The 21,394-nt window shown below is 68.6% G+C and carries 17 protein-coding genes; 6 read left to right on the forward strand and 11 right to left on the reverse strand.

Translation table 11 applies throughout. The features are described from left to right. The first annotated feature begins 17 nt into the window (after positions 1–17). From rbfA to typA, 3 genes are all read left to right on the forward strand, one after another. Positions 18–398, forward strand: coding sequence for a 30S ribosome-binding factor RbfA (gene rbfA / locus AC07PR_RS08440; RefSeq protein ID WP_377153491.1), 381 nt, complete (start codon positions 18–20; stop codon positions 396–398). Between the two features lie 49 nt (positions 399–447). Beyond that, positions 448–1,407 (forward strand): tRNA pseudouridine(55) synthase TruB, encoded by a 960-nt coding sequence (gene truB, locus AC07PR_RS08445; protein ID WP_495135008.1) that lies wholly within the window; start codon positions 448–450, stop codon positions 1,405–1,407. 85 nt (positions 1,408–1,492) lie between these two features. Then, the gene (gene typA, locus AC07PR_RS08450) at positions 1,493–3,316 is read left to right on the forward strand and encodes a translational GTPase TypA (protein ID WP_297528746.1); all 1,824 of its coding nucleotides are present in this window, start codon (positions 1,493–1,495) and stop codon (positions 3,314–3,316) included. A gap of 261 nt (positions 3,317–3,577) precedes the next feature. On the opposite strand, the gene xdp1 is transcribed toward typA, so the two are convergent. The 3 genes from xdp1 to AC07PR_RS08465 form a co-directional block, all read right to left on the reverse strand. After that, the gene (gene xdp1 / locus AC07PR_RS08455; RefSeq protein WP_377153494.1) at positions 3,578–4,411 is read right to left on the reverse strand and encodes an exosortase-dependent surface protein XDP1; all 834 of its coding nucleotides are present in this window, start codon (positions 4,409–4,411) and stop codon (positions 3,578–3,580) included. A gap of 189 nt (positions 4,412–4,600) precedes the next feature. Further along, the gene (gene prsT, locus AC07PR_RS08460) at positions 4,601–7,426 is read right to left on the reverse strand and encodes an XrtA/PEP-CTERM system TPR-repeat protein PrsT (RefSeq protein ID WP_495135009.1); all 2,826 of its coding nucleotides are present in this window, start codon (positions 7,424–7,426) and stop codon (positions 4,601–4,603) included. Positions 7,427–7,547: 121 nt separating this feature from the next. Next, a complete protein-coding gene (locus AC07PR_RS08465) occupies positions 7,548–8,042 on the reverse strand; it encodes a YajQ family cyclic di-GMP-binding protein (protein WP_297528740.1) in 495 nt (164 codons plus the stop codon). Between the two features lie 93 nt (positions 8,043–8,135). Between AC07PR_RS08465 and murB the strand changes: the two genes are divergently transcribed. Then, entirely contained in the window at positions 8,136–9,206 is a 1,071-nt protein-coding gene (gene murB / locus AC07PR_RS08470) for a UDP-N-acetylmuramate dehydrogenase (protein ID WP_483107053.1), read from the forward strand. Here murB and AC07PR_RS08475 read toward each other — a convergent pair whose 3' ends face one another. From AC07PR_RS08475 to AC07PR_RS08495, 5 genes are all read right to left on the reverse strand, one after another. Further along, positions 9,207–9,551, reverse strand: coding sequence for a hypothetical protein (locus AC07PR_RS08475; RefSeq protein WP_495135010.1), 345 nt, complete (start codon positions 9,549–9,551; stop codon positions 9,207–9,209). Between the two features lie 118 nt (positions 9,552–9,669). After that, positions 9,670–10,509 (reverse strand): HNH endonuclease family protein, encoded by an 840-nt coding sequence (locus tag AC07PR_RS08480; RefSeq protein ID WP_495135011.1) that lies wholly within the window; start codon positions 10,507–10,509, stop codon positions 9,670–9,672. Continuing rightward, positions 10,506–11,951 carry an AAA family ATPase gene (locus AC07PR_RS08485; protein ID WP_495135012.1) on the reverse strand — a complete coding sequence of 482 codons (1,446 nt, stop codon included), beginning with the start codon at positions 11,949–11,951 and terminating at the stop codon, positions 10,506–10,508. The genes AC07PR_RS08480 and AC07PR_RS08485 overlap by 4 nt, the downstream gene beginning before the upstream one ends. A gap of 139 nt (positions 11,952–12,090) precedes the next feature. Beyond that, positions 12,091–14,016 (reverse strand): ATP-binding protein, encoded by a 1,926-nt coding sequence (locus AC07PR_RS08490; protein ID WP_495135013.1) that lies wholly within the window; start codon positions 14,014–14,016, stop codon positions 12,091–12,093. Positions 14,017–14,018: 2 nt separating this feature from the next. Continuing rightward, complete coding sequence (locus AC07PR_RS08495; protein WP_377153506.1) at positions 14,019–14,564, reverse strand: putative pterin-binding protein; 546 nt, start codon at positions 14,562–14,564, stop codon at positions 14,019–14,021. A gap of 361 nt (positions 14,565–14,925) precedes the next feature. On the opposite strand from AC07PR_RS08495, the gene AC07PR_RS08500 reads away from it, so the two are divergent. Further along, positions 14,926–16,638 carry a long-chain fatty acid--CoA ligase gene (locus AC07PR_RS08500; protein WP_377153508.1) on the forward strand — a complete coding sequence of 571 codons (1,713 nt, stop codon included), beginning with the start codon at positions 14,926–14,928 and terminating at the stop codon, positions 16,636–16,638. A gap of 169 nt (positions 16,639–16,807) precedes the next feature. Here AC07PR_RS08500 and AC07PR_RS08505 read toward each other — a convergent pair whose 3' ends face one another. The 3 genes from AC07PR_RS08505 to AC07PR_RS08515 form a co-directional block, all read right to left on the reverse strand. Next, positions 16,808–17,656: a DUF924 family protein gene (locus tag AC07PR_RS08505; RefSeq protein ID WP_495135014.1), complete on the reverse strand. Its 849-nt coding sequence runs from the start codon at positions 17,654–17,656 to the stop codon at positions 16,808–16,810. Next, positions 17,653–19,818: a prolyl oligopeptidase family serine peptidase gene (locus AC07PR_RS08510; protein WP_377153512.1), complete on the reverse strand. Its 2,166-nt coding sequence runs from the start codon at positions 19,816–19,818 to the stop codon at positions 17,653–17,655. Before AC07PR_RS08510 ends, AC07PR_RS08505 begins: the two co-directional genes overlap by 4 nt. Positions 19,819–19,934: 116 nt before the next feature. After that, positions 19,935–20,495: a YaeQ family protein gene (locus AC07PR_RS08515; RefSeq protein ID WP_377153514.1), complete on the reverse strand. Its 561-nt coding sequence runs from the start codon at positions 20,493–20,495 to the stop codon at positions 19,935–19,937. A gap of 197 nt (positions 20,496–20,692) precedes the next feature. On the opposite strand from AC07PR_RS08515, the gene AC07PR_RS08520 reads away from it, so the two are divergent. Beyond that, complete coding sequence (locus AC07PR_RS08520) at positions 20,693–21,388, forward strand: hypothetical protein (RefSeq protein ID WP_495135015.1); 696 nt, start codon at positions 20,693–20,695, stop codon at positions 21,386–21,388. Positions 21,389–21,394: the final 6 nt, after the last annotated feature.

Consider the following 21,394-nt stretch of genomic DNA (forward strand, 5'->3'; position numbering starts at 1 on the left):
AGAGTGAGGAAAGAGCCATGCGTCACAAGCGATCTATCCCCAACCGCGGTCTGCGCGTGGCGGACCAGATCCAGCGCGACCTGGCCGAGCTGATCCGGGACCTCAAGGACCCGCGCGTCGGCATGGTGACGATCAACGCGGTGGAGGTCACGCCCGACTACGCGCACGCGAAGGTCTACTTCTCGCTGCTGGTCGGCGATCCGGAAGCGACCGGCGCGGCGCTGAACGAGGCGGCGGGATTCCTGCGCAACGGCCTGTTCAAGCGGCTGCAGATCCACACCGTGCCGAGCCTGCATTTCCATTTCGACCGCACGATCGAGCGCGCCGCCGAGATGAGCGCGCTGATCAGCAAAGCGAACCTGTCCCGAGCCAAGGACGACGAGACCACCGAGGACTGAGGTCCTCCGAGCCAGAAAGACGGCGTCCCGAGAGGGCCGCCGCGTTGTGATGAGCGCAGTAGCCCCCCGCCCCAAGATCGTGAAGCGCGCCGTGCATGGCGTGCTGATGCTGGACAAGCCGATTGGCCTGACCAGCAATGACGCATTGCAGAAGGTCAAGCGCCTGCTGCGCGCCGAGAAGGCCGGTCATACCGGCACGCTGGATCCGCTGGCGACCGGGCTGCTGCCGCTGACCTTCGGCGCGGCGACCAAGTTCAGCCAGGTCTCGCTGGAGGCCGACAAGGGCTACCGCGCCACCTTGCGCCTGGGCATCACGACCACGACCGGCGACGGCGAGGGCGAGATCGTCGAGCAGCGCGACGAGGTCGCGAAGTCGCTGGACCTCGACGCGATCCGCGCCGCCTGCGAAAGCTTCCGCGGCGCGATCTCGCAGCTGCCGCCGATGTATTCGGCGCTCAAGCATCAGGGTCGCGCGCTGTACGAGCTCGCCCGCGAAGGCGTGACCGTCGAACGGCAGCCGCGCAATGTGACCATTCATGCGCTGGACATCGTCGACTGGCAACCTGCCGAGCTGCTGCTCGTGATCGACGTGCGCTGCACCAAGGGCACCTACATCCGCACGCTGGGCGAGGACATCGGCGCCAAGCTGGGCTGCGGCGCGCACCTGGCCGGCCTGCGCCGGACGGCGAGCGGTCCGGTGTCGATCGAACGGGCGGTGACGCTGGAACAGATCGAGGCGCTGGACGAAGATGCCCGCCTGTCGCTGCTGACCGCGCCGGACAGCCTGCTGGGCGAATGGCCCGAGGTCGAGCTGAGCAACGACGAGGCCGGCCGTTTCCTGTCCGGCATGCGCCGACGCGTGACGCTGACGGACATGCCGCAGGTGCGGGTGTACGGCCAGGCGCCGCGCGCCTTCCTGGGCAGCGCCCACGTGGCCGGCGGCGAGCTGATCGCCGACCGGCTGCTGAGCCCGACCGAAATCGCTTCCATGCTGATGCAGGCCGCCTGAGCCCGCATCGCCTAAAAGATCCGAGACATCCCGAGTTCCCCGACTTCCTCCGAATCCAGAGAAAGCCCCTAGCGAAAGCCGCCCCATGAGCAAGCAAATCCGCAACATCGCCATCATCGCCCACGTCGACCATGGCAAGACCACCATGGTGGACCAGCTCCTTCGCCAGAGCGGCACCTTTGCCGAGCACGAAAAGGTCGTCGACACCGTGATGGACAACAACGCCATCGAACGCGAGCGCGGCATCACCATCCTGGCGAAGAACTGCGCGGTCAGCTGGGAAGGCACGCACATCAACATCGTCGACACCCCGGGACACGCGGACTTCGGCGGTGAAGTCGAGCGCGCGCTGTCGATGGTCGACGGCGTGGTGCTGCTGATCGACGCGCAGGAAGGCCCGATGCCGCAGACGCGCTTCGTGACCAAGAAGGCGCTGGCGCTGGGCCTCAAGCCCATCGTCGTCGTGAACAAGGTCGACAAGCCGGGCGCCAAGCCGGACGCCGTCATCAACGCCGCGTTCGACCTGTTCGACAAGCTCGGCGCCACCGACGAACAGCTGGACTTCCCGGTCGTGTACGCCTCGGGCATCAACGGCTGGTCGTCGCTGGAAGAGGGCGCACCGGGCGAGAAGTGGGGCGAGGACATGTCCGCCCTGTTCAACACCGTGCTCAAGCACGTGCCGGCGCAGAAGGGTGATCCGGATGCGCCGCTGCAGCTGCAGATCTCCGCGCTGGACTTCTCGACCTTCGTCGGCCGCATCGGCGTGGGCCGCATCAGCCAGGGCACGATCAAGCCGTCGATGGACGTGGTCGTCATGGAAGGTCCGGACGGCAAGGCCACCAAGGGCCGTATCAACCAGGTGCTGACCTTCCAGGGGCTGGACCGCGTGCAGGCCACCGAGGCGGGTCCCGGCGACATCGTGCTGATCAACGGCATCGAAGAGATCGGCATCGGCGTGACCGTCACCAGCCCGAGCAACCCGGCCCCGCTGCCGATGCTCAAGGTCGACGAGCCGACGCTGACGATGAACTTCTGCGTCAACACCTCGCCGCTGGCGGGCCGTGAAGGCAAGTTCGTCACCAGCCGCCAGATCTGGGACCGCCTGCAGAAGGAACTGCAAGCCAACGTCGCGCTGCGCGTGAGCGAGACCGACGAAGATGGCATCTTCGAAGTGATGGGCCGCGGCGAACTGCACCTGACCATCCTGCTGGAAAACATGCGCCGCGAAGGCTACGAGCTGGCGGTGTCGAAGCCGCGCGTGGTGTTCCAGGACATCGACGGCGTGAAGTGCGAGCCGATCGAGCTGGTCACTGCCGACGTGGAAGAAACCCATCAGGGCGGCGTCATGCAGGCGCTGGGCGAGCGCAAGGGCGAACTGGTCAACATGGAGCCGGACGGCCGTGGCCGCGTGCGCCTCGAGTACCGCATCCCCGCCCGCGGCCTGATCGGCTTTTCGAACGAGTTCCTGAACCTGACGCGCGGCTCGGGCCTGATCTCCAACATCTTCGACGGCTACGAACCCCACAAGGGCGACATCGCCGGTCGCAAGAACGGCGTGCTGATCTCGATGGACGCGGGTGAAATCTTCACCTATGCGCTGGGCAAGCTCGACGACCGCGGCCGCATGTTCGTGAAGCCGAACGATCCGGTCTACGAAGGCATGATCGTCGGCATCCACAACCGCGACAACGACCTGATCGTCAACGCGACCCGCACCAAGCAGCTGACCAACTTCCGCGTCAGCGGCAAGGAAGACGCCATCAAGGTGACGCCGCCGATCGACCTGACGCTGGAATACGGCGTTGAATTCATCGAGGACGACGAGCTGGTGGAAATCACGCCGAAGTCGGTGCGGCTGCGTAAGCGCCACCTGTCGGAAAACGAGCGCAAGCGCGCGCTGCGGAGCTGATCTTCGGGGGCGCTTGTTGGACTGCGGAGGTCCGGGCGTTGGTCGCCGAGGCATGAGGCCTTGGCGGCAAGCGCCAAAACCTCACGCCTCACCGCCCCCCACCATCACCGTCCTTCAACGGTTTTGCGACCGAGGACGATGTGAGATGAAAACGCCCGGTGCATTTGCATCGGGCGTTTTTCTTTGGGTGCTCGTTGGGTGGGCTGCGCTTCGGCAAAAAGAAAGGCGACCCATCGGTCGCCTTTCGCGGAGCAGGGAGGCTCAGCTTTGAGATTGCTTGCGGCGGCGCACGCCGACCAGGCCGAGCAGGGCGACTGAGGCCAGAGCCAGCGAGGCCGGTTCCGGGACGTTGCCGTTGTTGCTGCCGCCGCCGGGCGCCTTGTTGCCCGAGACGGAGAACAGCTTGACGAAGTCATAGCCGTTGTAGCTGGTGGTGCCCGTGCCACGGGTCAGCCCGCTGGTGCTGCCGTCGTTGCCCGTCGCCGCGCCGCCCAACTGCGAGTTGTAGGCGGTGATGATCCACCAGCTGGAGGTGAGGCTCGTGTTCAGGTTGAGCGAATTGGCACTGCCGACATCCGCATAGCTGTTCACCAGCGACCAGCCGTTGGCCGACTTCAGGTTCGCTGCCGTCTTGCCTGCGATGGTGCTCGCTGCGTCGCCGCCACTCGTGTTGCCGGTGTAGGCCAGCACGGTGATGTCGCTGTCGTATTGCCACCAGCCCAGCTTCAGCTGGGTCAGGTTCACGGCGGAGTCGAACTTCAACAGGATCAGGTCCTGGTAGCCGAAATTGTCCAACGCATGGTTGGGCGACTGCGAGTCACCGCCCGGCGCCGTGACGCCAAAACCGCTGCCGCTGTAGTACGCCAACGTGCTCTGCGCGAAACCGCCAGTGCTGGAATACGCGCCGCCGCTGGTTTGGTTGATCACGGCCGAGTAGGCGGCGTAGCTGACGTTGGGCGCCGCGTCGCCGGTCTCGCTGCAGTTGCTGACGCAAGAGCCCGCGGTCCAGGTGGAAAGCGCATGCGCGCTGAACGGCAGCAGCGACGCAAGCGCCACGGCAGCCATTCCGATCAGTCGTTGTTGAACTTTTTGCATGGTTTCCCCTCGGTGCCCCGACGTGATCGGAGTGTCAGATTCGTTCGACCTTCATTTAGCAAGGCCCGGGCCAACATCTTGAATGCCTTGCGGCACAAGCACTTGCCGTTGGATGTGTCCGCTTCTGGAACGGGACTGTAAGTTCTTCCGACAGGCGCAGGAACCCCTCACCAGAGGGGCTTTCCGCCCTCAGCGCAGGGTCTGGCTCAAGGCCAGCGCCTCCTTGTGACTGTCGAACGCGGTGCTGCGCAGCGCGGCATCCAGTTCCTCGCGCGCTTCGGTCTTGCGCCCCGCCTTGGCCAGCGCCGCGGCGAGGTGATAGCGGATGTCCGGGCTGTTGGGCTCCCGCAGGCGCGCATCGCGCAGCAGGGGCAGCGCGCGCTCGCCGTTGCCGGCCAGGTGGTAGGCCCAGCCGGCGGTGTCGATGACGGACGGATTGCGCGGGTCCAGCGCCAGGGCCTTCTCGGCCATCGCCGCAGCAGCCGCCGCCTCGCCCTGGCGGATCATCGTGCTCGCCAGGTTGTTCAGCGTCTCGACATCATTGGGCCTGAGCCTCAGCGCAGCCTCGTAGCTGCGCCGGGCCGCCGGGAACGCCCCGGCGCGTGCCTGGGCGTCGCCCAGCGCCTTCCAGGCCGCGAGGTCGGCCGGATGCGTCTTCAGCCAGCGTTCGGCCAGGTCCTGAGCGGCCTTGCCGCCCGCGTCCTGCCGGCTCAAGGCCCGCATCAGCGCCAGCAGGCTGCCGCTGGTGGGCTGGATCTCATGGGCCTTGCGCAGCGCTTCCAGCGCCTGGGCGGGCTGCTTGCGAGCCTGCGCGACGTCCGCCAGCAGCGAATATCCGAGCGCCATCTGCGGCCGCAGCTGGACCACCTGCTTCGCCTGCTTCTCGGCCAGCGTCAGATTGCCCTGCTGCATCGCAACCGTCGAGGACAGGGCCAGGGCGCCGACATGCTGCGGCGCGGCCTGCAGCGCCTTGTCCAGGCTGTAGGCGGCGCCGACCAGGTCACGCGCATCCAGTTGCAGCCCGGCGATCTGCGCGAGCGGATCCGCGCCGAATCCCGACCGCCGCGCCGCGCTGGTCAGCGTCGCCGTGGCGCCCTTGACGTCGCGGTTCGCGAGCTGCGCCCGGGCGTAGGTGATCAACGTCTGCGGATCGTCGGGCGCCTTGCCGAGCAGCTTGCGGGCCGCTTCCAGTGCCGGTCCCGGCTGTTCCTGCTTCAGCAGCCAGGCGACCAGGGCCTGGTCCGCCCGTGTGTTGCGCGAGGTGCTCACGTCGGTGGCCTTGGACAGCCAGCGCTGCACCTCGGCCGTCTGGCCGCGGGCCTCGCTCAGCAGCGCCATCTCGTAGAGCGCCTCGGCGTTCTTCTCGTCCGTCTTCAGCAAGGCCGTCAACCGCGTCTGGGCCGCGTCGAACTGGCGCTCGGTGATGTCGACGCGCACCAACCCGAGCTGCGCCTCGACCAGGCCGGGGTCGAGCTGACTGGCCTTCTGATAGGCCTCGCGCGCGCCGGCCGCGTTGTTGGCCGCCCGGCGCGCCACGCCGAGCTGGATCCACGCCGTGGGGTTGTTCGGGTCCTGCTTGACCAGCTTGTCCGCGATGCCGACCGCCTTGGCCGTCTGCCCGCCGCGCAGGTAGAGCGAGACCAGCGCCATGCCCGCGTAGACCTGGCGCGGGTCACGCTGGAAGGCCTTCTCCAGCTCGCCGACCGCATCGCCGGACTGGCCGCCGCGCAGCAGCGACAGGCCGAGCGCGGTGCGGAACTCCGGCGCGTCACGGGACTTCAGCGCCTCCTGCATCAGCGTGGCGGCGCGTGCATGGCGGCCCTGTGCCATCTGCAGCGTGGCCATCATCACGAGCGCCTGGCCGTCGCCGGGGTAGGCCTTGAGGTAGGACTCCAGCACCTCGCCGGCGCGGTCGAGGTTGGGCTCCGCCACATAGACCTGCGCCAGCAGCTTGGACAGCGGGCTGTTGGGCGTCTGGCGCTGGGCGTACTCGAGGTAGGGCTTGGCCTTCTCCATCTCGCCCAGGCCGAAATGGGCCAGACCGTTGAGCATCAGCGCCTGGGGGCGGAAGCGGATGAACTCGATCGGCACCGGATCCAGCTCGTTGGTGACGGCCTTCAGCGCGGCCTTGGCCGCAGCGGCGTCGTTGCGGCGCTCGGCGAGCACGGCGCTCAGGTAGAGGGCGCGGGGCTCGCTGGGGACCAGCTTCAACGCGGACTGGACCTGCGCCAGCGCTTCCGCGTCGCGGTTCAGGTCGATCAGCAGGCCGCCGCGCGCCAGTTGCGCTTCGAGGTGGCGCGGATCGGCCGCGATCGCGCGTTCGTAGCCCTTGAGCGCTTCATCGAGCTTGCCCTGCACATGCGGCACGGTGGCGCGCTGGTAGAGCGCCTCGCTGTGGCCCGGTGCCAGCCGCAGCGCCTGGTCGGCGGCGGCGGTGGCCTGGTCGAACTGGCGCGCACGCAGGCGCAGCGGCACCTCGGCCAGCCAGGTGTCGGCGTTGTCCGGAGGAATGGCGCGCGCCAGGTCGATCTGGGCCTGCGCCCGCGTCGGGTCGCCGAGGTCCGAGGCCGCCGCCGCGCGCACCAGCAGCAGCGGCTTGCGGATGTTGTCGGGCAGGCCGTCGGGGACCAGCGCCGGCTGCTTGAACACTTCGGGCTGCTTGCCCTGCGCGACCAGCGCCTGCGCCAGCGGCACGGCCACTTCGGCGCGGTTGATGCCTTGCGACAGCGCCTCGTTGAACTCGATCTCGGCGGCCGCGGCCTCGCCGCGCATCAGCAGCGCCTTGCCCAGCAGCACATGCACCGCCAGCATCCGGGCGTCCTGCTGCAGCGCGTTCTTGAGCTGGATGACAGCGCCGTCGAGGTCCTGGCGTTCGAAGCGCTTGAGCGCGTCCTCGTAATAGCGCGCGGCCTTGGCGCTGTCCGCCTGCGCCGCCGGAGCGCACAGCGCCAGCAGCGCCGCCGTCAACGCCGCAGCGGCGGGACGTCGCCAGCCAGGCTTGCGAAGAGTGCTCATGTCGTCCCCCGGGGATGTTGTTCTGTTGCGCGGCGGATGCCGTCGCGGCGCGCACGCGGGCAGGGCGCCCGCGTGGCGGAGCGGGACCGGCGCCGGACAGGCGCCCGGTCCGCGCCGAAGATCACTTGCGGTAGTTGTCGAAGCTCAGCGGCAGATCGGGCAGCGCCTTGCGCAGCGCGGCCTGCGCGCCCTGCAGGTCGTCCAGCGACTTGCCGGTGATGCGCACGATGTCGCCCTCGATCTGGGCCTGCACCTTGAGCTTGCTTTCCTTGATCGCGGCGACGACCTTCTTGGCCTCGGGCGCCTCCAGGCCGTTCTTGATCTTGTAGACCTGCTTGACGCGGTCGCCGCCGAGCTTCTCGATCTTGTCCTGCTTGTCGACGAAGCCGAGCACGACGCCCTGCTTGGTCAGCTTCGAATAGAGCACGGCTTCGATCTGCTCGAGCTGGAATTCGGCGTCGCCGGTGGCGTGGACTTCCTTTTCCTTGTCCTTCCACTCGATGGCGGCGCTGGTGCCCTTGAAGTCGAAGCGGGTCGCGATTTCCTTGGCGCTGGCGTCCACGCTGTTGCGGACCTTCACCATGTCGGGTTCGAGGACGGTGTCAAAGCTGGGCATGTGTACGGCTCTTTCAGAGGGGGAGGGCGGCGACCGGTCGTCGGGGGCCGTCCTCCGGGGGGATCCTTGGGGATATGGGCGAGAATTCTAGCCATGCAGTCTCCCGCCATCCCCCCCTCGACCGAGCGCCGCGAGGGCGTCGTCATCGAGCACGACGTCAACCTCAAGCCCTACAACACCTTCGGCCTGCCCGCGACGGCGCGCCGGCTGGTGCGCATCCGCGAGGAACTGGACGTCCGCCGCGTCGTCGATCACCCGGAACTGGGCCGCGCGCCGAAGTTCGTCCTGGGCGGCGGGTCGAACCTCGTGCTGACGCGGGATGTCGATGCGGTCGTGCTCAAGATGGAGATCATGGGCCTGAGCGTCGAGGAGCGCGACGACTGCTGGATCGTCGAGGCCGGCGCCGGCGTGCCCTGGCACGAGGTGGTGGCTGGGTCGCTGGCGCAGGGCGTGCCGGGGCTGGAGAACATGGCGCTGATCCCCGGGACCGTCGGGGCCGCGCCGGTGCAGAACATCGGTGCCTACGGCGTCGAGCTGAAGGACCGGCTGGAGAACGTGGACGTCGTCGACCTGACGACGGGGCGCCGCGTGACGCTGCCTGCGGCGGTGTGCCGCTTCGGCTACCGCGACAGCGTGTTCAAGCAGACCGGTTACGGCGGCCTCGCGGGCAAGAGCGTGATCACCAAGGTGCGCCTGCGCTGTCCCAAGCCGTGGCAGCCGCAACTGGGCTACCTGGACATCGAACGCAAGATGGCCGAGACCGGCATCACGGCGCCCGACGCGCGCCAGGTGTTCGAGTGGATCTGCGAGATCCGCCGGGCCAAGTTGCCGGACCCGGCGCGCATCGGCAACGCGGGCAGCTTCTTCAAGAACCCGGTGGTCAGCGCGGAGCAGTGCCGCGACATCATTGCGCGCGACCCGCACATCGTGCATTACCCGATGCCTGACGGCAGCTTCAAGCTGGCCGCGGGCTGGCTGATCGATGCCTGCGGATGGAAGGGCAAGAGCGTCGGCGGCGCGGCGGTGTACGAGAAGCAGGCGTTGGTGCTGGTGAATCGCGGCGAGGCCCGCGGTGCCGAGGTCGTCACGCTGGCGCGGGCGATCCAGGAAAGCGTCTACGGCCGCTTCGGTATCCGGCTGGAACCGGAGCCGGTGGTCGTCTGATCAGATCCAGTGGAAGCCTTTGGCCATGACGGCGACGAGGCTCAGCGCGACAGTGATGAGCGCGCCGAACAACAACCGGAAGTCGTGGGTGCGGATCGCCGAGATGTCGGCGCGCATCTCCTTTCGGAACTCGCGAAACTCACTCTTCAACTCGCTGACTTCGTTCTTCAATCCATGCACGTTGGTCTCCAGGACCGCCACCCTGACGGCAAGGCCGCGATCGTGGGTCGGCACCGAGGCGCGGTCAATGGCCTCGACAGGTAGAGTCAGGTGATGTGGCGACGTCATGCGAGGATCTCTGGCAACGCCTGACCCCATGAACTCATTGGACATGAGACTGCTCATCGGGTGGCTCCTGAAATGGGACGAAAGGAATGCGTCCAATGTCTGCCGAATCGGCGCGAGCCGCTAGTCGGAAAGTCGCCCTCCGAAGAGGGGTTGAAGGGTGCAGACCTTTGGGGGATCAGGAGAGCAATCCCCACGTCCGCAGAAAATGCCGCGTCATCGCCGCGAACGGCTGATCGCCGTCGGCGCGGCGGCGGATGCCGGCGAGGACCTTCGCCGCGTTCGGTGACGCCGGATCCATCTCCTGGAACGCAAGCGCCAGCGTGCGCAGTAGGTCGTAGTGATTCCAGCGCAGGCGCAGCAGCTCCGTGCGGTTGAGGCCGAGCACCTCGTCGGCCGCCTTCGCCGCGGCCTTGGCTTTCGCTGAACGTCCTCGCGCGATGAGCCAGACCTCCTTGGTCGCTTCGATCGCGTTCCACGACAGCAGCTTCTCGGGATCGACGAGGTAAGGATCCGGAAGATGCGGCTGCTCGCCCGCGAAGAAGCGCTTCAGCGATGCGTCCGTGGCGCTGGCCGGATCGAGGCAGAAGCTCGCGGCGAGCGCCGCCGCCTTGGCCGCGTCGACGGGCTGTGCGGCCGGCATGCGTGGTGGCTTCAATCGCGCGCCGGTGACCGGAAAGCTGTTGCCCTTGTAGACCTGGTTGCAGACCTGGCAGCTGAAGGTGTAGTTGTCGACGCAGTAGGCGAGCCACCAGTACAGGTCCTTCGGCCTGAAGTGCTCGACGTCCCCGTGCGCGACCACGGCCGTGTCAGCCTCGCAGTACGCGCACTTGCCAGCCGAATCGAGCTTGAGCGCGGGCTTCGCGGTCGACCAGATCTGGCGCGCCTTGGGCTTGAAGTCGACCCGGCCGCCGTCCTCGTAGAAGTAGCCCTCGAGCTTGAGCAGCCGCTGCTGCAGCTTGGCGCCGGTGAATGCGCCCAGGCTCGCGGCGTCGCGGCCGCGCCGCAGTCGGATCACTTCGAGCGCTCCACCCGCTTCACCGCCGCCCTCAGCTTGGTCGGCGACAGCGCCGGTGCCGGCTTGGCCGGCTTCCGATCGGCTGTGGTGCCAGAGGATTTCCTCGCGACGGTCTTGCCGACGGCGGCATCCGTGGCGGGCGCGGACTTCGCCGCCTGCTTCGCGATCGTCGTCTTGAGTTCCTTCAGCAGCGCGGTCTGCTGCCGCGCGTAATCGGGCACCGCGTCCCACTCGGGCGCGACGCGAAGCACCTCGGCACTGCGCTGCAGCTGCGTGCGCTCGCGCGAGGTCAGCGCCTTGCCTTGCGTCTTCGTTTTCGTGTGCAGCTTGCGCGCCGTGTTCCGCGCGGTTTCCACCGCCACCGAGTCCATCGACTCCAACCCGAACATCGGGCTCATCAGCAGCTGGTGCAGCATCATGAGCCGCGGTTCGCCGATGAAGGGCACCAGCGTCGGCCGCTGCTTCGGTCCTTCGCGTCGGATGACGAAGAGCTCGCCTTCACCGCTCTGCTGCGCGGTCAGCGCCGAGTGCGTCGTCGCGATGAACTGGAAATGCGGCAGCAGGGTCGACAGGAAGTCCATCAGTTGCCGCCGCCACACCGGGTGCAGGTGCAGGTCGAGTTCGTCGATCAGCAGCACGCCGCGCGTGGCCAGCGGATCCTTGCGATCAGGGAAGGCTTCGGTGATGCGGAAGAGCAGGTCGCCGCACCACGCCGCCATGTTCTGGTAGCCGTCGGACAGCTGGTTCAACGGCACTTCGCCGTCGACCGTCTTGAACATCAACTGGCCCGACTCCTTGTCGATGCGCGAGAAGTTCATGCCCCGCATCAACTGGTTGAGTGCCGCGCGGATCGGCGCCAGCGCCGCGTCGCCGCGCCGGTAGTCGAGGTCCATGGCCCAGCGCTGCAGCGATACCAGCGACGCGTCCGGCGAGAACATCGAGGCCAGCGCGCGTGCCCGCGACGAGCGCGCCGAATCGTCCAGCGGACCGCTCGAGCGCTTGCCGCCCTCCGGCGGGCGGCGCGAGACGCCGTAGCCCAGCACGAAGTAGTTGCGGTCGGCATGGCGGATCGCCGCGTCCAGCGCTTCCAGCGTCTGCGCGTTGCGCTCGAAGATCTCGCGCAGGCCGTCGCCGCGATGCAGCTCCAGCGCGATCTCGCGCGGGTCACCCTTGGCCGTCACCAGCGTGCCGGCGATGCGGCACTGCCGCGCGCCATTGCGGATCCAGCTGTCGGTGTCGCCGAGCAGCTCGGGCAGGGCCTCGCTGCCCGCCAGCAGCAGGCCGATCGCACGCAGCACGGTGCTCTTGCCGCAGCCGTTCTCACCGAGCAGGAGCGTCCAGCGCCGGTTCGTGCCGGCCGGCGCGTCCGGACCGGCGCCGAAGTCGATCGCCAGCGACGCCATCGAGCGCACGTTGGTCAGCGCGATCCGGGACAGGTACATGGGCGGGGCTCTCTGTGGTGGAGAGGGACTATAAGAGAAGGCTCGTGGGCTTCGGCGAAGACGGCCCGCCGTGCCGTCGGCGCGGCCGGGCCACTTTCAAGCCGCCTCCAAGCCGCCTCCAAGCCGCTTCCAAGCCGCTTCAGGCAGCTTCAGGTCTCGCCCGCGACGGCGCCAGCGTCTGCAGGCACGCGCGCAGGGTCTCCAGCTCGACCGGCTTGGCGAGGAAGGCGCTGATGCCGGCCTCGTCGGCCTTCCGGCGCGACTCCTCGAACGCGTCCGCCGAGAACGCGATGATCGGCAGCCGGCCGCGCGGCGCCGGCAGTTCGCGTATCAGCCGGGTCGCCTCGAAACCGTCCATCTGCGGCGTGTGCAGGTCCATCAGCACGATGTCGAACGGTTGCTGACGCAACGCATGCAGCGCCTGCAAGCCGTTCTCGCACAGGGTCGGATGATGGCCGAGCCGCTCCAGCATCGCCTCGATGACGATGCGGTTGGTCGGGTTGTCCTCGCTGACCAGCACGCGCAGGCCGGCGACCGGCTGGGCGGCGGCCGCCGCGTCCTGCGCCCCAGGGTAGGCGTTGGCCGCATTCGAGGCCTCCGCAACACCTGGCACCATGCGCCCCGGCGGCAGCTCCGCACCGGCGCGCAGCGGCAGCGCGAGCGTGAAGCGGGCGCCTTGGCCGACCGCGCTCTGCACGTGGATGTCGCCGCCCATCGCACGCGCCAGCCGGCGCGAGATCTCCAGCCCCAGCCCCGCGCCGCCGTGACGCCGCGAGGTACTTGCGTCGCCCTGGCTGAAGCGCTGGAACAGCCGCGCCTGCGTCTGCGCGTCGATGCCGGGCCCGGTGTCGCTGACTTCGACCATCAGCAGGTCCTCGCCCAGCGCGCCCACACCGCACCGCATCTGGCAGCCGACCTGACCGCGGTCGCAGAACTTCAGCGCGTTGCTGAGCAGGTTCAGCAGGATCTGGCGCAGCCGCGTCGGATCGGCCAGCAACCAGCCGGGCACGTCGTCGTCGACGCCGAAATGCAGCGACAGGCCCTTGGCCGCCGCCTGCGGCCGGCTCAGCGCCTCGAGTTCCTTCATCAGCGCGCCCGGCTGCAGCGGCTCCGGCGCGATCGACAGGCCGCCGGCTTCCATGCGCGTCACGTCCAGGATGTCGCCCAGGACCGCCAGCAGATGGCGCGCGCAGTCGTTCGCGGCCTTCAACTGCTCCTGCTGCGCGGACGTCAACGGCGCCTCCTTGATCAACCCCAGCATGCCCAGCAGCCCCTGCAGCGGCGTGCGCAGCTCGTGGCTCATGTTGGCAAGGAACACCGTCTTGGCGTGGTTGGCCGCGTCGGCCTCGCGCTGCGCGTCGGTGAGCCGGGCGGCCAGCGCCTTCTGCTTGTCGCCGTAGCGCTCCAGCCCGCGGAACTGGCGGTAGATGACGGCCGCGAACAGCAGCGTCATCGCCGACAGCGCCGCCGTCAGGCCCAGGCTCACGCGGCTCTGGTTGCGCACGATGTCGTTGCGCCGGGTGACGTCCTCGGCGACGTGGTGGGTCGAGGTCAGCGACAGGTCACGGATGGGATCGGCCAGCGGCTCCAGCCGGTCGATGATCGCGACGATGCGCTCCGGATGCTCGCGGATCAGCGCGCCGTTGAGCGGCAGCGCGTCGGCCCAGCGCACGAAGTCCTGCGTTCGCGCGAGCGTGCGCTGGTAGTCCGGGTGATGCGCCAGCACGAGCGCGGCGTGTTCGCTCTCCACCAGGTTCAGGCGGCTGACGAAGATCTCGTAGCGTTGCGCGACCTGGTCGGGATCGACCGCCACGCTGGGCCCGGCGGCCTGCTCGAGCGCCAGGCGCAGCTTCAGGTATTCGGTCTCGAACTGGAACAGGCTCCAGACGAGGTAGTCGTCCTGGTAGCGCCGCGTGCCGTTGAGCGCCTCGTACTGGCGCGCCTGCAGCCAGGCGACGCCCGCGAGCGCCAGCACCAGCAGCAGGCCCATCGCGGAGACGGCGATGCGCCAGCGGCGCTTGGCGTTGGCCTTGGCGCTCACGAGGCGGGCGGCGTCGCGTGTCATGCTCAGCGCAGCTCCAGGTGGGTGAGCTGCCACGCCGAGCGACCGTAGAAGATGCTGCTGCGCAGTTCGGGCGCGCGGTCGAACGGGTAGATCAGGAACAGCGGGCCCTTGTCGCGCACGGCCATGGGCTTGTCGTCGATCAGCCGCGCGACGATCACGTCGTAGCGCGCGCTGTCGTCGACGGGAATGCTGACGCGGTAGTCGTTGAGCGCGCGGGCTTCGATCGTGCGGCCCTGCGCGCCGGCGGCGGCGAGCACGTCGCGCAGCAGCGGGCCGGTGAACTTGCGCGGGCTCGGGTACCAGGGGGTCTGTGTGCTGAAGCTGACCTGCGGCAGCTTTTCGAGCATGGCCATGTCGAAGGCGGCACGGCCGTCGCGGTTGGCGTTGCGCAGCGCGCCGCCGACGGTCAGCACGACCGGACCGGCGGGCAGGTCCAGCGGCGGCGCGGCGGGGAGCGCCCACGCCGTCGATGCGTCGGTGGATCCCAGGACACAGGTCAACAGCCCCAGCAGGGTGGAACGGCGCGCGATCAGCATGGACGGAGGCACGACCCGGCCTCGCATCGACGCTGCCGGATCGGAAGCGGATGCCGTACGGGACATTGGTGAAAGCCCGCATGCTACGCGCGGCGCCCGGGCGGAGCATCTACGGGACCACCCCAATGGCGGGGATGCAGTCTGGTTTACGCCACACGTGGGCGTGGAACGCGCGGGCTGGGCGCTTGGACTGCGGTGGGCCAGGCGCGGGCACTCCACGGCGCTGGGGGCATCCCTCCGGGAACCCCCAGCGCCATTCCGGCCCCATCGGCGCTCGCTGTCCTCGCGCTCCATCGGGGGTTGTCGCTGCCGTGACAAGGTGGGTCGTGAGACCGACTGAAGATCGGTCCAAACAAAGACAGGAGACAGATCGATGACGCGCGTGGTCACCCCCCGTCCCGAGAACGCCGACGTGCAGTACAGCCATTGGCCGGCCAGGTTGCCGCGGCGGCTGGCGATTCCGCGGACCTCGCTGTGGTTCAACCTCGAGGTCGCCGCGAACCGTTATCCAGACAAGGCGGCGACGCAGTTCCTCGGTGCGACGCTGAGCTTCCGCGAGATGCGCCGCCAGGCCGAGGCGCTCGCCGGCTGGTTGCGGGCGCAGGGCGTGGGCAAGGGCGACCGCGTCGCGCTGTTCCTGCAGAACTGTCCGCAGTACCTGATCGCGTTCTATGCGATCAACCGCGCCGATGCGGTCGTGGTGCCGGTCAATCCGATGAACCGCCAGGACGAGTTCGGCCATTACCTGACCGACCCCGAGACCAAGGTCGTGATCTGCAGCGGCGAGCTCGCCGGCATCGTCGCGAAAGCCGCGGAAACCCTGCCGGTGTCGCAGCGTCCGCGCGCGGTGCTGGTGACGCAGTACTGGCAGATGCTGCCGCCCGCCGGCCCCGATCCCGCCTGCGATGCGCCCGAGGCGATGCGCGCCTGGTTGACCGCCGTGCACGAGCTGCCGCCGGGCGCGACCGACTGGCGTGAGGCGATCGCCGCCGGCCTCGTGCCGGGGCCGCACACCGCGGGGCCTGACGATCTCGCAATGCTGCCCTACACGTCGGGCACCACCGGTCTGCCCAAGGGCTGCGTGCACACGAACGCGACACTGATGGCCAACAGCTGCGGCGGCTGCCAGTGGGGCTATGCCAGCGCGGAATCGGTGGGACTGGCGGTGGTGCCGATGTTCCACATCACCGGCACGCTCTACGGGGTGCTGGGCCCCGTGTTCATCGGCATGACGCTCGTGATCATGCCGCGCTGGGACCGCGAGCTCTGCGGGCGGCTGATCTCGCGCTACCAGGTCACGCACTGGACCTGCATCCCGACGATGATCATCGACCTGTTCGCCAGCCCCAACTACAAGTCCTTCGACCTGCGGAGCCTGCGCTACCTGAGCGGCGGCGGCGCGGCGATGCCCAAGGCCGTGGCGGAACGGCTGCAGGAAGAGTTCGGCCTGACCTTCGCCGAAGGCTACGGCCTGACCGAGACCGCCGCACCCAGCCACGGCAATCCGCCCGAGCGCGCGAAGCTGCAGTGCCTGGGCATCCCGATCTTCGGCGTCGATTCGCGCATCGTGGATCCGACGACGCTCGAGGAACTGCCGGTCGGCGAGGTGGGCGAGATCATCACGCACGGCCCGATGGTGTTCCAGGGCTACTGGCGGCAACCGGAAGCGACCGACGCAGCCTTCGTCGAGCTCGACGGCAAGCGCTTCTTCCGCACCGGCGACCTCGGACGCATGGACGAGGAGGGCTACTTCTTCATCACCGACCGGCTCAAGCGGATGATCAACGCCAGCGGCTACAAGGTCTGGCCGTCGGAAGTCGAGATGCTGCTGTACCGCCATCCGGCCGTGCAGGAGGCCTGCATCATCGCGGCCAAGGACGCCTATCGCGGCGAGACGGTGAAGGCCGTCGTCGTGCTGCGCGCCGAGGCCAAGGGCAAGACCACCGACAAGGACATCATCGATTGGGCCCACGAACACATGGCAGCCTACAAGGCGCCCCGCATCGTGGAGTTCGTCGACGCGCTGCCCAAGTCGGGGTCGGGGAAGGTCATGTGGCGGCTGCTGCAGGAGAAGGAACCGACGTAAGAGCACCTCGCCGACTGCCCTCGGGCAGGGCCGGGGCAGGCGACTCCCGTCGTGCCTCGGGCGCTCAACTCCCTTCGCTCACCTTCGGCTCGCTGCGGTCAGACAGAACGCGCCTGGTCAGTCTTGACGGCACGACTTCGTCGCCTGCCCCGGCCCTGCCCGAGGGCAGTCAGAATCGCGAACCGGGCTGTTGCAGGAACTCAGTCTCCTCAGGGGTGCTCTCGCGGGCGAGGACCTCGTTGCGATGCGGGAAACGACCGAAACGGACGATGACGTCGCGGTGCCTGCGCGCGTAGTCCAGCGCGTCCTTCAGACGCTCGTCCTCGGCAGCCAGCGCCTCGAAGATCGCGACGCTGCGGTCCTGCATCGCGAGGTCCTCGGCGTGCTCCAGTGGCATCGCAACGAACCAGCGCTCCAGCGTGCCGAGGTCCTGCGCGCGCGGCAGCAACGTCAGCGCGGCCTCCAGCGCCAGCGCGTCACCAGCGAAGGACGTCGGCGTGTCGCGGTGGACGTTGCGCGTGAATTGGTCCAGCACCAGGATTCGCGCCAGCGCGCCCCAGGCCGTGGAGTCCCATTCGCGCAGGCCGCCGCGCAGCGCCTGCTCGATGACGGGTCCGAAGCGCTCGCGCAGCGCCGCGTCGAAGGCCGCATCCTTCTTGAACCACTTCATCTGGACCTGGCCGTCCTGCTCGCTGCCGGGCAGGCCGAACCATTCGTTGAGCACGCGCTGCGCCGGTGCCGGCGTCAGCAGCCGTTGCCAGCGCGGATGCCGCAGCAGCCAGTGCCGCACGTAGCTGCAGCCCGGCACCAGCTGCAGCGGGAACTCCGCCAGCCAGCGCGCGGCGGCCTCCACCAGCGCGGCCGCGAGGCCTTGCCCGCTCAACTGCGCCGGCACGCCGGTGTGGGTGATGATCAGCTGTTCGCCGTGCCGCTCATAGTCGAGCCGGCATTGCAGTCCGGGTTGCGGCTGCGCAAGAAAGCATCTCGCGTCGGGATGATGCTGGATGACCAGATTCAAGATACGTCTCCACGAGGGGACTCCCTGCCGAGTTGCCGCCACAGGTAGGCGAACTCGAGGGCTTGCAACAGCGCCCGCTGCTGGTTGTCCGCAGCGCCGCCGTGGCCGCCCTCGATGTTTTCGTAATAGAAGCACGCCTGGCCCAAGGCCAGCATGCGAGCCGCCATTTTCCTCGCATGGCCGGGATGCACGCGGTCGTCGCGCGTCGAGGTGGCGAACAGCGCCCTCGGATACGTGACGCCCGGCTTGAGCTGCTGGTACGGGCTGTATGCGGCGATGTGCGCCCAGTCGTCGGGGTCGTCGGGGTCGCCGTACTCGGCCATCCAGGAGGCGCCCGCCAGCAGCAGGTGATACCGCTTCATGTCGAGCAGCGGCACCTGGCACACCACCGCGCCGAACAGCTCCGGCCGCTGCACCATGCAGGCCCCGACCAGCAGCCCGCCGTTGCTGCCGCCCATGATGCCCAGCCGTTCAGGCCGCGTCAGGCGGTGGGCGATCAGGTCCTCGGCCACGGCGATGAAGTCGTCGAAGCTGCGCTGCTTGTGCTCGAGCGTCGCCGCCTGGTGCCAGCGCGGACCGTACTCGCCGCCGCCGCGGATGTTGGCGACCACCAGTTGCCCACCGCGCGCGAGCCACGCCCGGCCGTTGCCGCCCGAGTACCACGGCTGCAGCGAGACCTCGAAGCCGCCGTAGCCGTAGAGCAGCGTCGGCGTCTCCTGTTGCGCCTGCGCGCTGCGGCCGCGCTTGCCGATGACGAAGTAGGGCACCGTCTCGCCATCCGCGCTGGTGGCGAAGCGTTGCTCGACCGTCATGCCGTGGGCGTCGAACTGCGCGCCGCGCTGCTTCAGCGTCTCGCGCGTGTCGACGCCGGCCTGCGCCAGGCAGACGACGTCGGGCGTGAGGAAATCGCAGTAGTGCAGCAGGTAGCGGTCGCCGAGCGCGTCCTCCAGCAGCTCCGGGTCGTGCAGGCTCTGCACGCTCAGCGTGCCGGGGAAGGGCGCCTTGACCTGGCGCAGCGTCGGTGGCCGGTGCGAGAGGTCCCATTCCTCGAGCCGGCTCGCGACGTGCTCGCTGACGTTGATCAGCAGGTGGTGGCGCGTCAGCGTGTAGTCCTCGAGCGAACGCCCCGCCGTCGGCGAGAACATCACCCGGATGTGCTTGTCGTGCCGCTCGTTCTTCCAGAACGAGGCTTCCTCCATCAGCAGCAGCGAGCCCGACGGATAGGTCGGCCCGTGCGGGATGGCCCAGTCGGTGCGCGGACGCAGCAGCATCCATGGACCTTCCAGGTGGACGCTCATGTCGCTGGGCAGGTCGATCGGGACAAAGGCGCCGTCCTTCCAGAGGAAGCGCGCTTCGTTGTAGAAGTCCAGCGCGCGGCTGAAGACGACACGCTCGAAGCCCGGCGTGCGGTCGACCGACGCGGAGACGGAGACGTCCGCCTTCTCGCCTTCGAAGATCACCGGCGCGGCTTCGAGCGGCGTACCGCGCGCCCAGCGCCGGACCTGCCGCGGATAACCCGACTCGGTCAGCGAGTCCGGCCCGAAATCGCTGCCGACCAGCAACGTGTCGGCGTCCAGCCATTCGACGTCGCTCTTGGCTTCGGGCACGAAGAAGCCGCCGTCGGTCGGCGCGATGAAGCGCAGCGTCTCCAGGTCGAATTCGCGCAGCTCGTGTGCGTCGGCGCCACCGTCGGACAGCGACACCAGGCAGCGCCGGTACTCGGGCGCCAGCGCCGTCGCGCCGTGGAAGACCCAGCTGCGGCCCTCGTCGCGACCCAGCGCGTCCAGGTCCAGCACCAGGCGCCAGGGCGGTTCGGCGAGCTGGTATTCCTCCAGCGTGCAGCGCCGCCACAGGCCGCGCGGATGGGCCTCGTCCTGCCACAGGTTGTAGAACCAGTCGCCGCGCCGCGCGACGTGCGGGATGCGGTCGCGGGCGTTGAGGATCTGCAGCAGCTCCTCGCGCACCGGTTCGAACTCGGGCTCCGCCTTCAGCGCGGCGAGGGTGGTCTCGTTACGCTCGCGCACCCATTGCAGCGCGCGTTCGCCCTCGTCGCCCTCGAGCGCTTCGAGCCACAGGAACGGATCGTCCCCGCCGGCGTGGGCCGCGACGGGGTCGATGGAGGCCGTGGGTTCGGCGGAAGCGGAAGGCACGGATTGCGACACAACGGTCTCCTGATCAAGCAACTCCCCGGGCAACTCCCTTTCCCGCCTGCGGGAGAGGGCAGGGGGGAGGGCAGGGGTGAGGGCTGGGGTCTGCGCACCCCACCTTACTCCAGGTCTTACTCTTCGCGTTCCTTCAGCAATTGCGGCGTGATCTCCACCGCGCCCTTCTCGGTGCTGACGTACGCCGTTCCATCCTGGATGCTGACCTGCCACTGCATGCCGCGCTCGGCGAGTGCGGCCAGCGCCTGGGCCTGCTCCGCCGGAATCTGCCACACGGCCAGCTTGGGCGTGCGCTGCAGCTTGTTCTGGATGCCGGCCCACCACACGGGCGTGCTGGACGCGTAGCCGATGACGGTGACGCGGTCCGCCCGGCCATGCGCCTGGCGCAGGCGGCGTTCGTCGGGCTGGCCGAGTTCGATCCAGTGGACGACCTGGCCGGTCAGGTCGAGCTGCCACAGCGGCGGTTCGTCGACGTCGGACAGGCCCTTGCTGAACTCCAGCTTGCCGTGCAGGTCGTCGGCCGGCACGTTCAGCGCGTACGCGAGGATGCGCAGCATCATCCGCTCGTCGGTTTCCGACGGGTGGCGCGCGACGGTCAGGGAGTGCTCGCCGTAGACATGGCGGTCCATGTCGGAGAGCTGCAGCTGGGCTTTGTGGATGGTGGCCTTGAGCGCCATGGTGGGGTGCCGCCTGAGGCGGTCGTGTGCGGGGTGGACAGCCTGCCGTGCGGGCTGCACGCGGGCCGGAAACGATCTGAAGCGGCGCATTATCCGGGTCGTGGCATCATGCCGACCCGCACAGCGGACCGGTCGCGAGCCGGACGGTCCGTACCGACGAGACAGCGCCCATCCGGCGCAATGACTTGAGAGACGACATGAACACTCTTCGCACCTCCCTCGCCGTCGCGGCATTGCTGGCCTGCGGTCTGGCCTCCGCCCAGACGAGCGGCCAGACGAGCGGCCAGACGAGCGCGCCGGCCAAGCCCGCCGCCAAGCCTGCCACGTCCGCCGCTCCGGCCGCGGCCACGACCACCAAGGGTGGCAAGGGCAAGCTGATGACGCGCGACGAGCTGCGCACCTGCATGAACACCAATCAGCAGAACGAAGCCACCGCCGCGGAACTCGACAAGAAGAAGGCCGAGGTCCTGAAGGAGCGCGACGAGCTGCGCGCCGCCAAGGCCGACTCCGACAAGTTCGAGGCCGACATGCAGGCGCAGAGCACGGCCCTGAAGGCCGAGATCGACGGCGTCAAGGCGTTCGGCGCGGAGATCGAGGCCGGCGCCGCCAAGATGGAGAAGGCGGAACTGAAGGCCAAGCAGGAGGAGTACCAGGCCCGCGCGAACGCGCTGCAGCCGAAGATCGACGCCTTCAACAAGGCCCGCAACGACCGCGTCGAAGGCAACAAGGCCTTCAACGTCCGCGTCGAGGCGCACCAGAAGCTCGCCGACGACTTCAACGAGGCCGTCGAGGATCTGAACGACAAGCGCAACGACTGGAAGTTCAAGTGCGGCAACCGTTCGTACGACGAGGCCGACGAGATCGCGATCAAGAAGGAACAGAACAAGAAGTGATGAGGA

It is taken from the genome of Roseateles sp. GW821-FHT09H11 (genome assembly GCF_059415845.1).

Excerpts from the sequence above, each read along its gene's own strand:
- rbfA (WP_377153491.1), top strand. The coding sequence starts at position 18 with ATGCGTCACAAGCGATCTATCCCCAACCGCGGTCTGCGCGTGGCGGAC.
- truB (WP_495135008.1), top strand. The coding sequence starts at position 448 with ATGAGCGCAGTAGCCCCCCGCCCCAAGATCGTGAAGCGCGCCGTGCAT.
- typA (WP_297528746.1), top strand. The coding sequence starts at position 1,493 with ATGAGCAAGCAAATCCGCAACATCGCCATCATCGCCCACGTCGACCAT.
- xdp1 (WP_377153494.1), bottom strand. The coding sequence starts at position 4,411 with ATGCAAAAAGTTCAACAACGACTGATCGGAATGGCTGCCGTGGCGCTT.
- prsT (WP_495135009.1), bottom strand. The coding sequence starts at position 7,426 with ATGAGCACTCTTCGCAAGCCTGGCTGGCGACGTCCCGCCGCTGCGGCG.
- AC07PR_RS08465 (WP_297528740.1), bottom strand. The coding sequence starts at position 8,042 with ATGCCCAGCTTTGACACCGTCCTCGAACCCGACATGGTGAAGGTCCGC.
- murB (WP_483107053.1), top strand. The coding sequence starts at position 8,136 with ATGCAGTCTCCCGCCATCCCCCCCTCGACCGAGCGCCGCGAGGGCGTC.
- AC07PR_RS08475 (WP_495135010.1), bottom strand. The coding sequence starts at position 9,551 with ATGAGCAGTCTCATGTCCAATGAGTTCATGGGGTCAGGCGTTGCCAGA.
- AC07PR_RS08485 (WP_495135012.1), bottom strand. The coding sequence starts at position 11,951 with ATGTACCTGTCCCGGATCGCGCTGACCAACGTGCGCTCGATGGCGTCG.
- AC07PR_RS08490 (WP_495135013.1), bottom strand. The coding sequence starts at position 14,016 with ATGACACGCGACGCCGCCCGCCTCGTGAGCGCCAAGGCCAACGCCAAG.
- AC07PR_RS08500 (WP_377153508.1), top strand. The coding sequence starts at position 14,926 with ATGACGCGCGTGGTCACCCCCCGTCCCGAGAACGCCGACGTGCAGTAC.
- AC07PR_RS08515 (WP_377153514.1), bottom strand. The coding sequence starts at position 20,495 with ATGGCGCTCAAGGCCACCATCCACAAAGCCCAGCTGCAGCTCTCCGAC.
- AC07PR_RS08520 (WP_495135015.1), top strand. The coding sequence starts at position 20,693 with ATGAACACTCTTCGCACCTCCCTCGCCGTCGCGGCATTGCTGGCCTGC.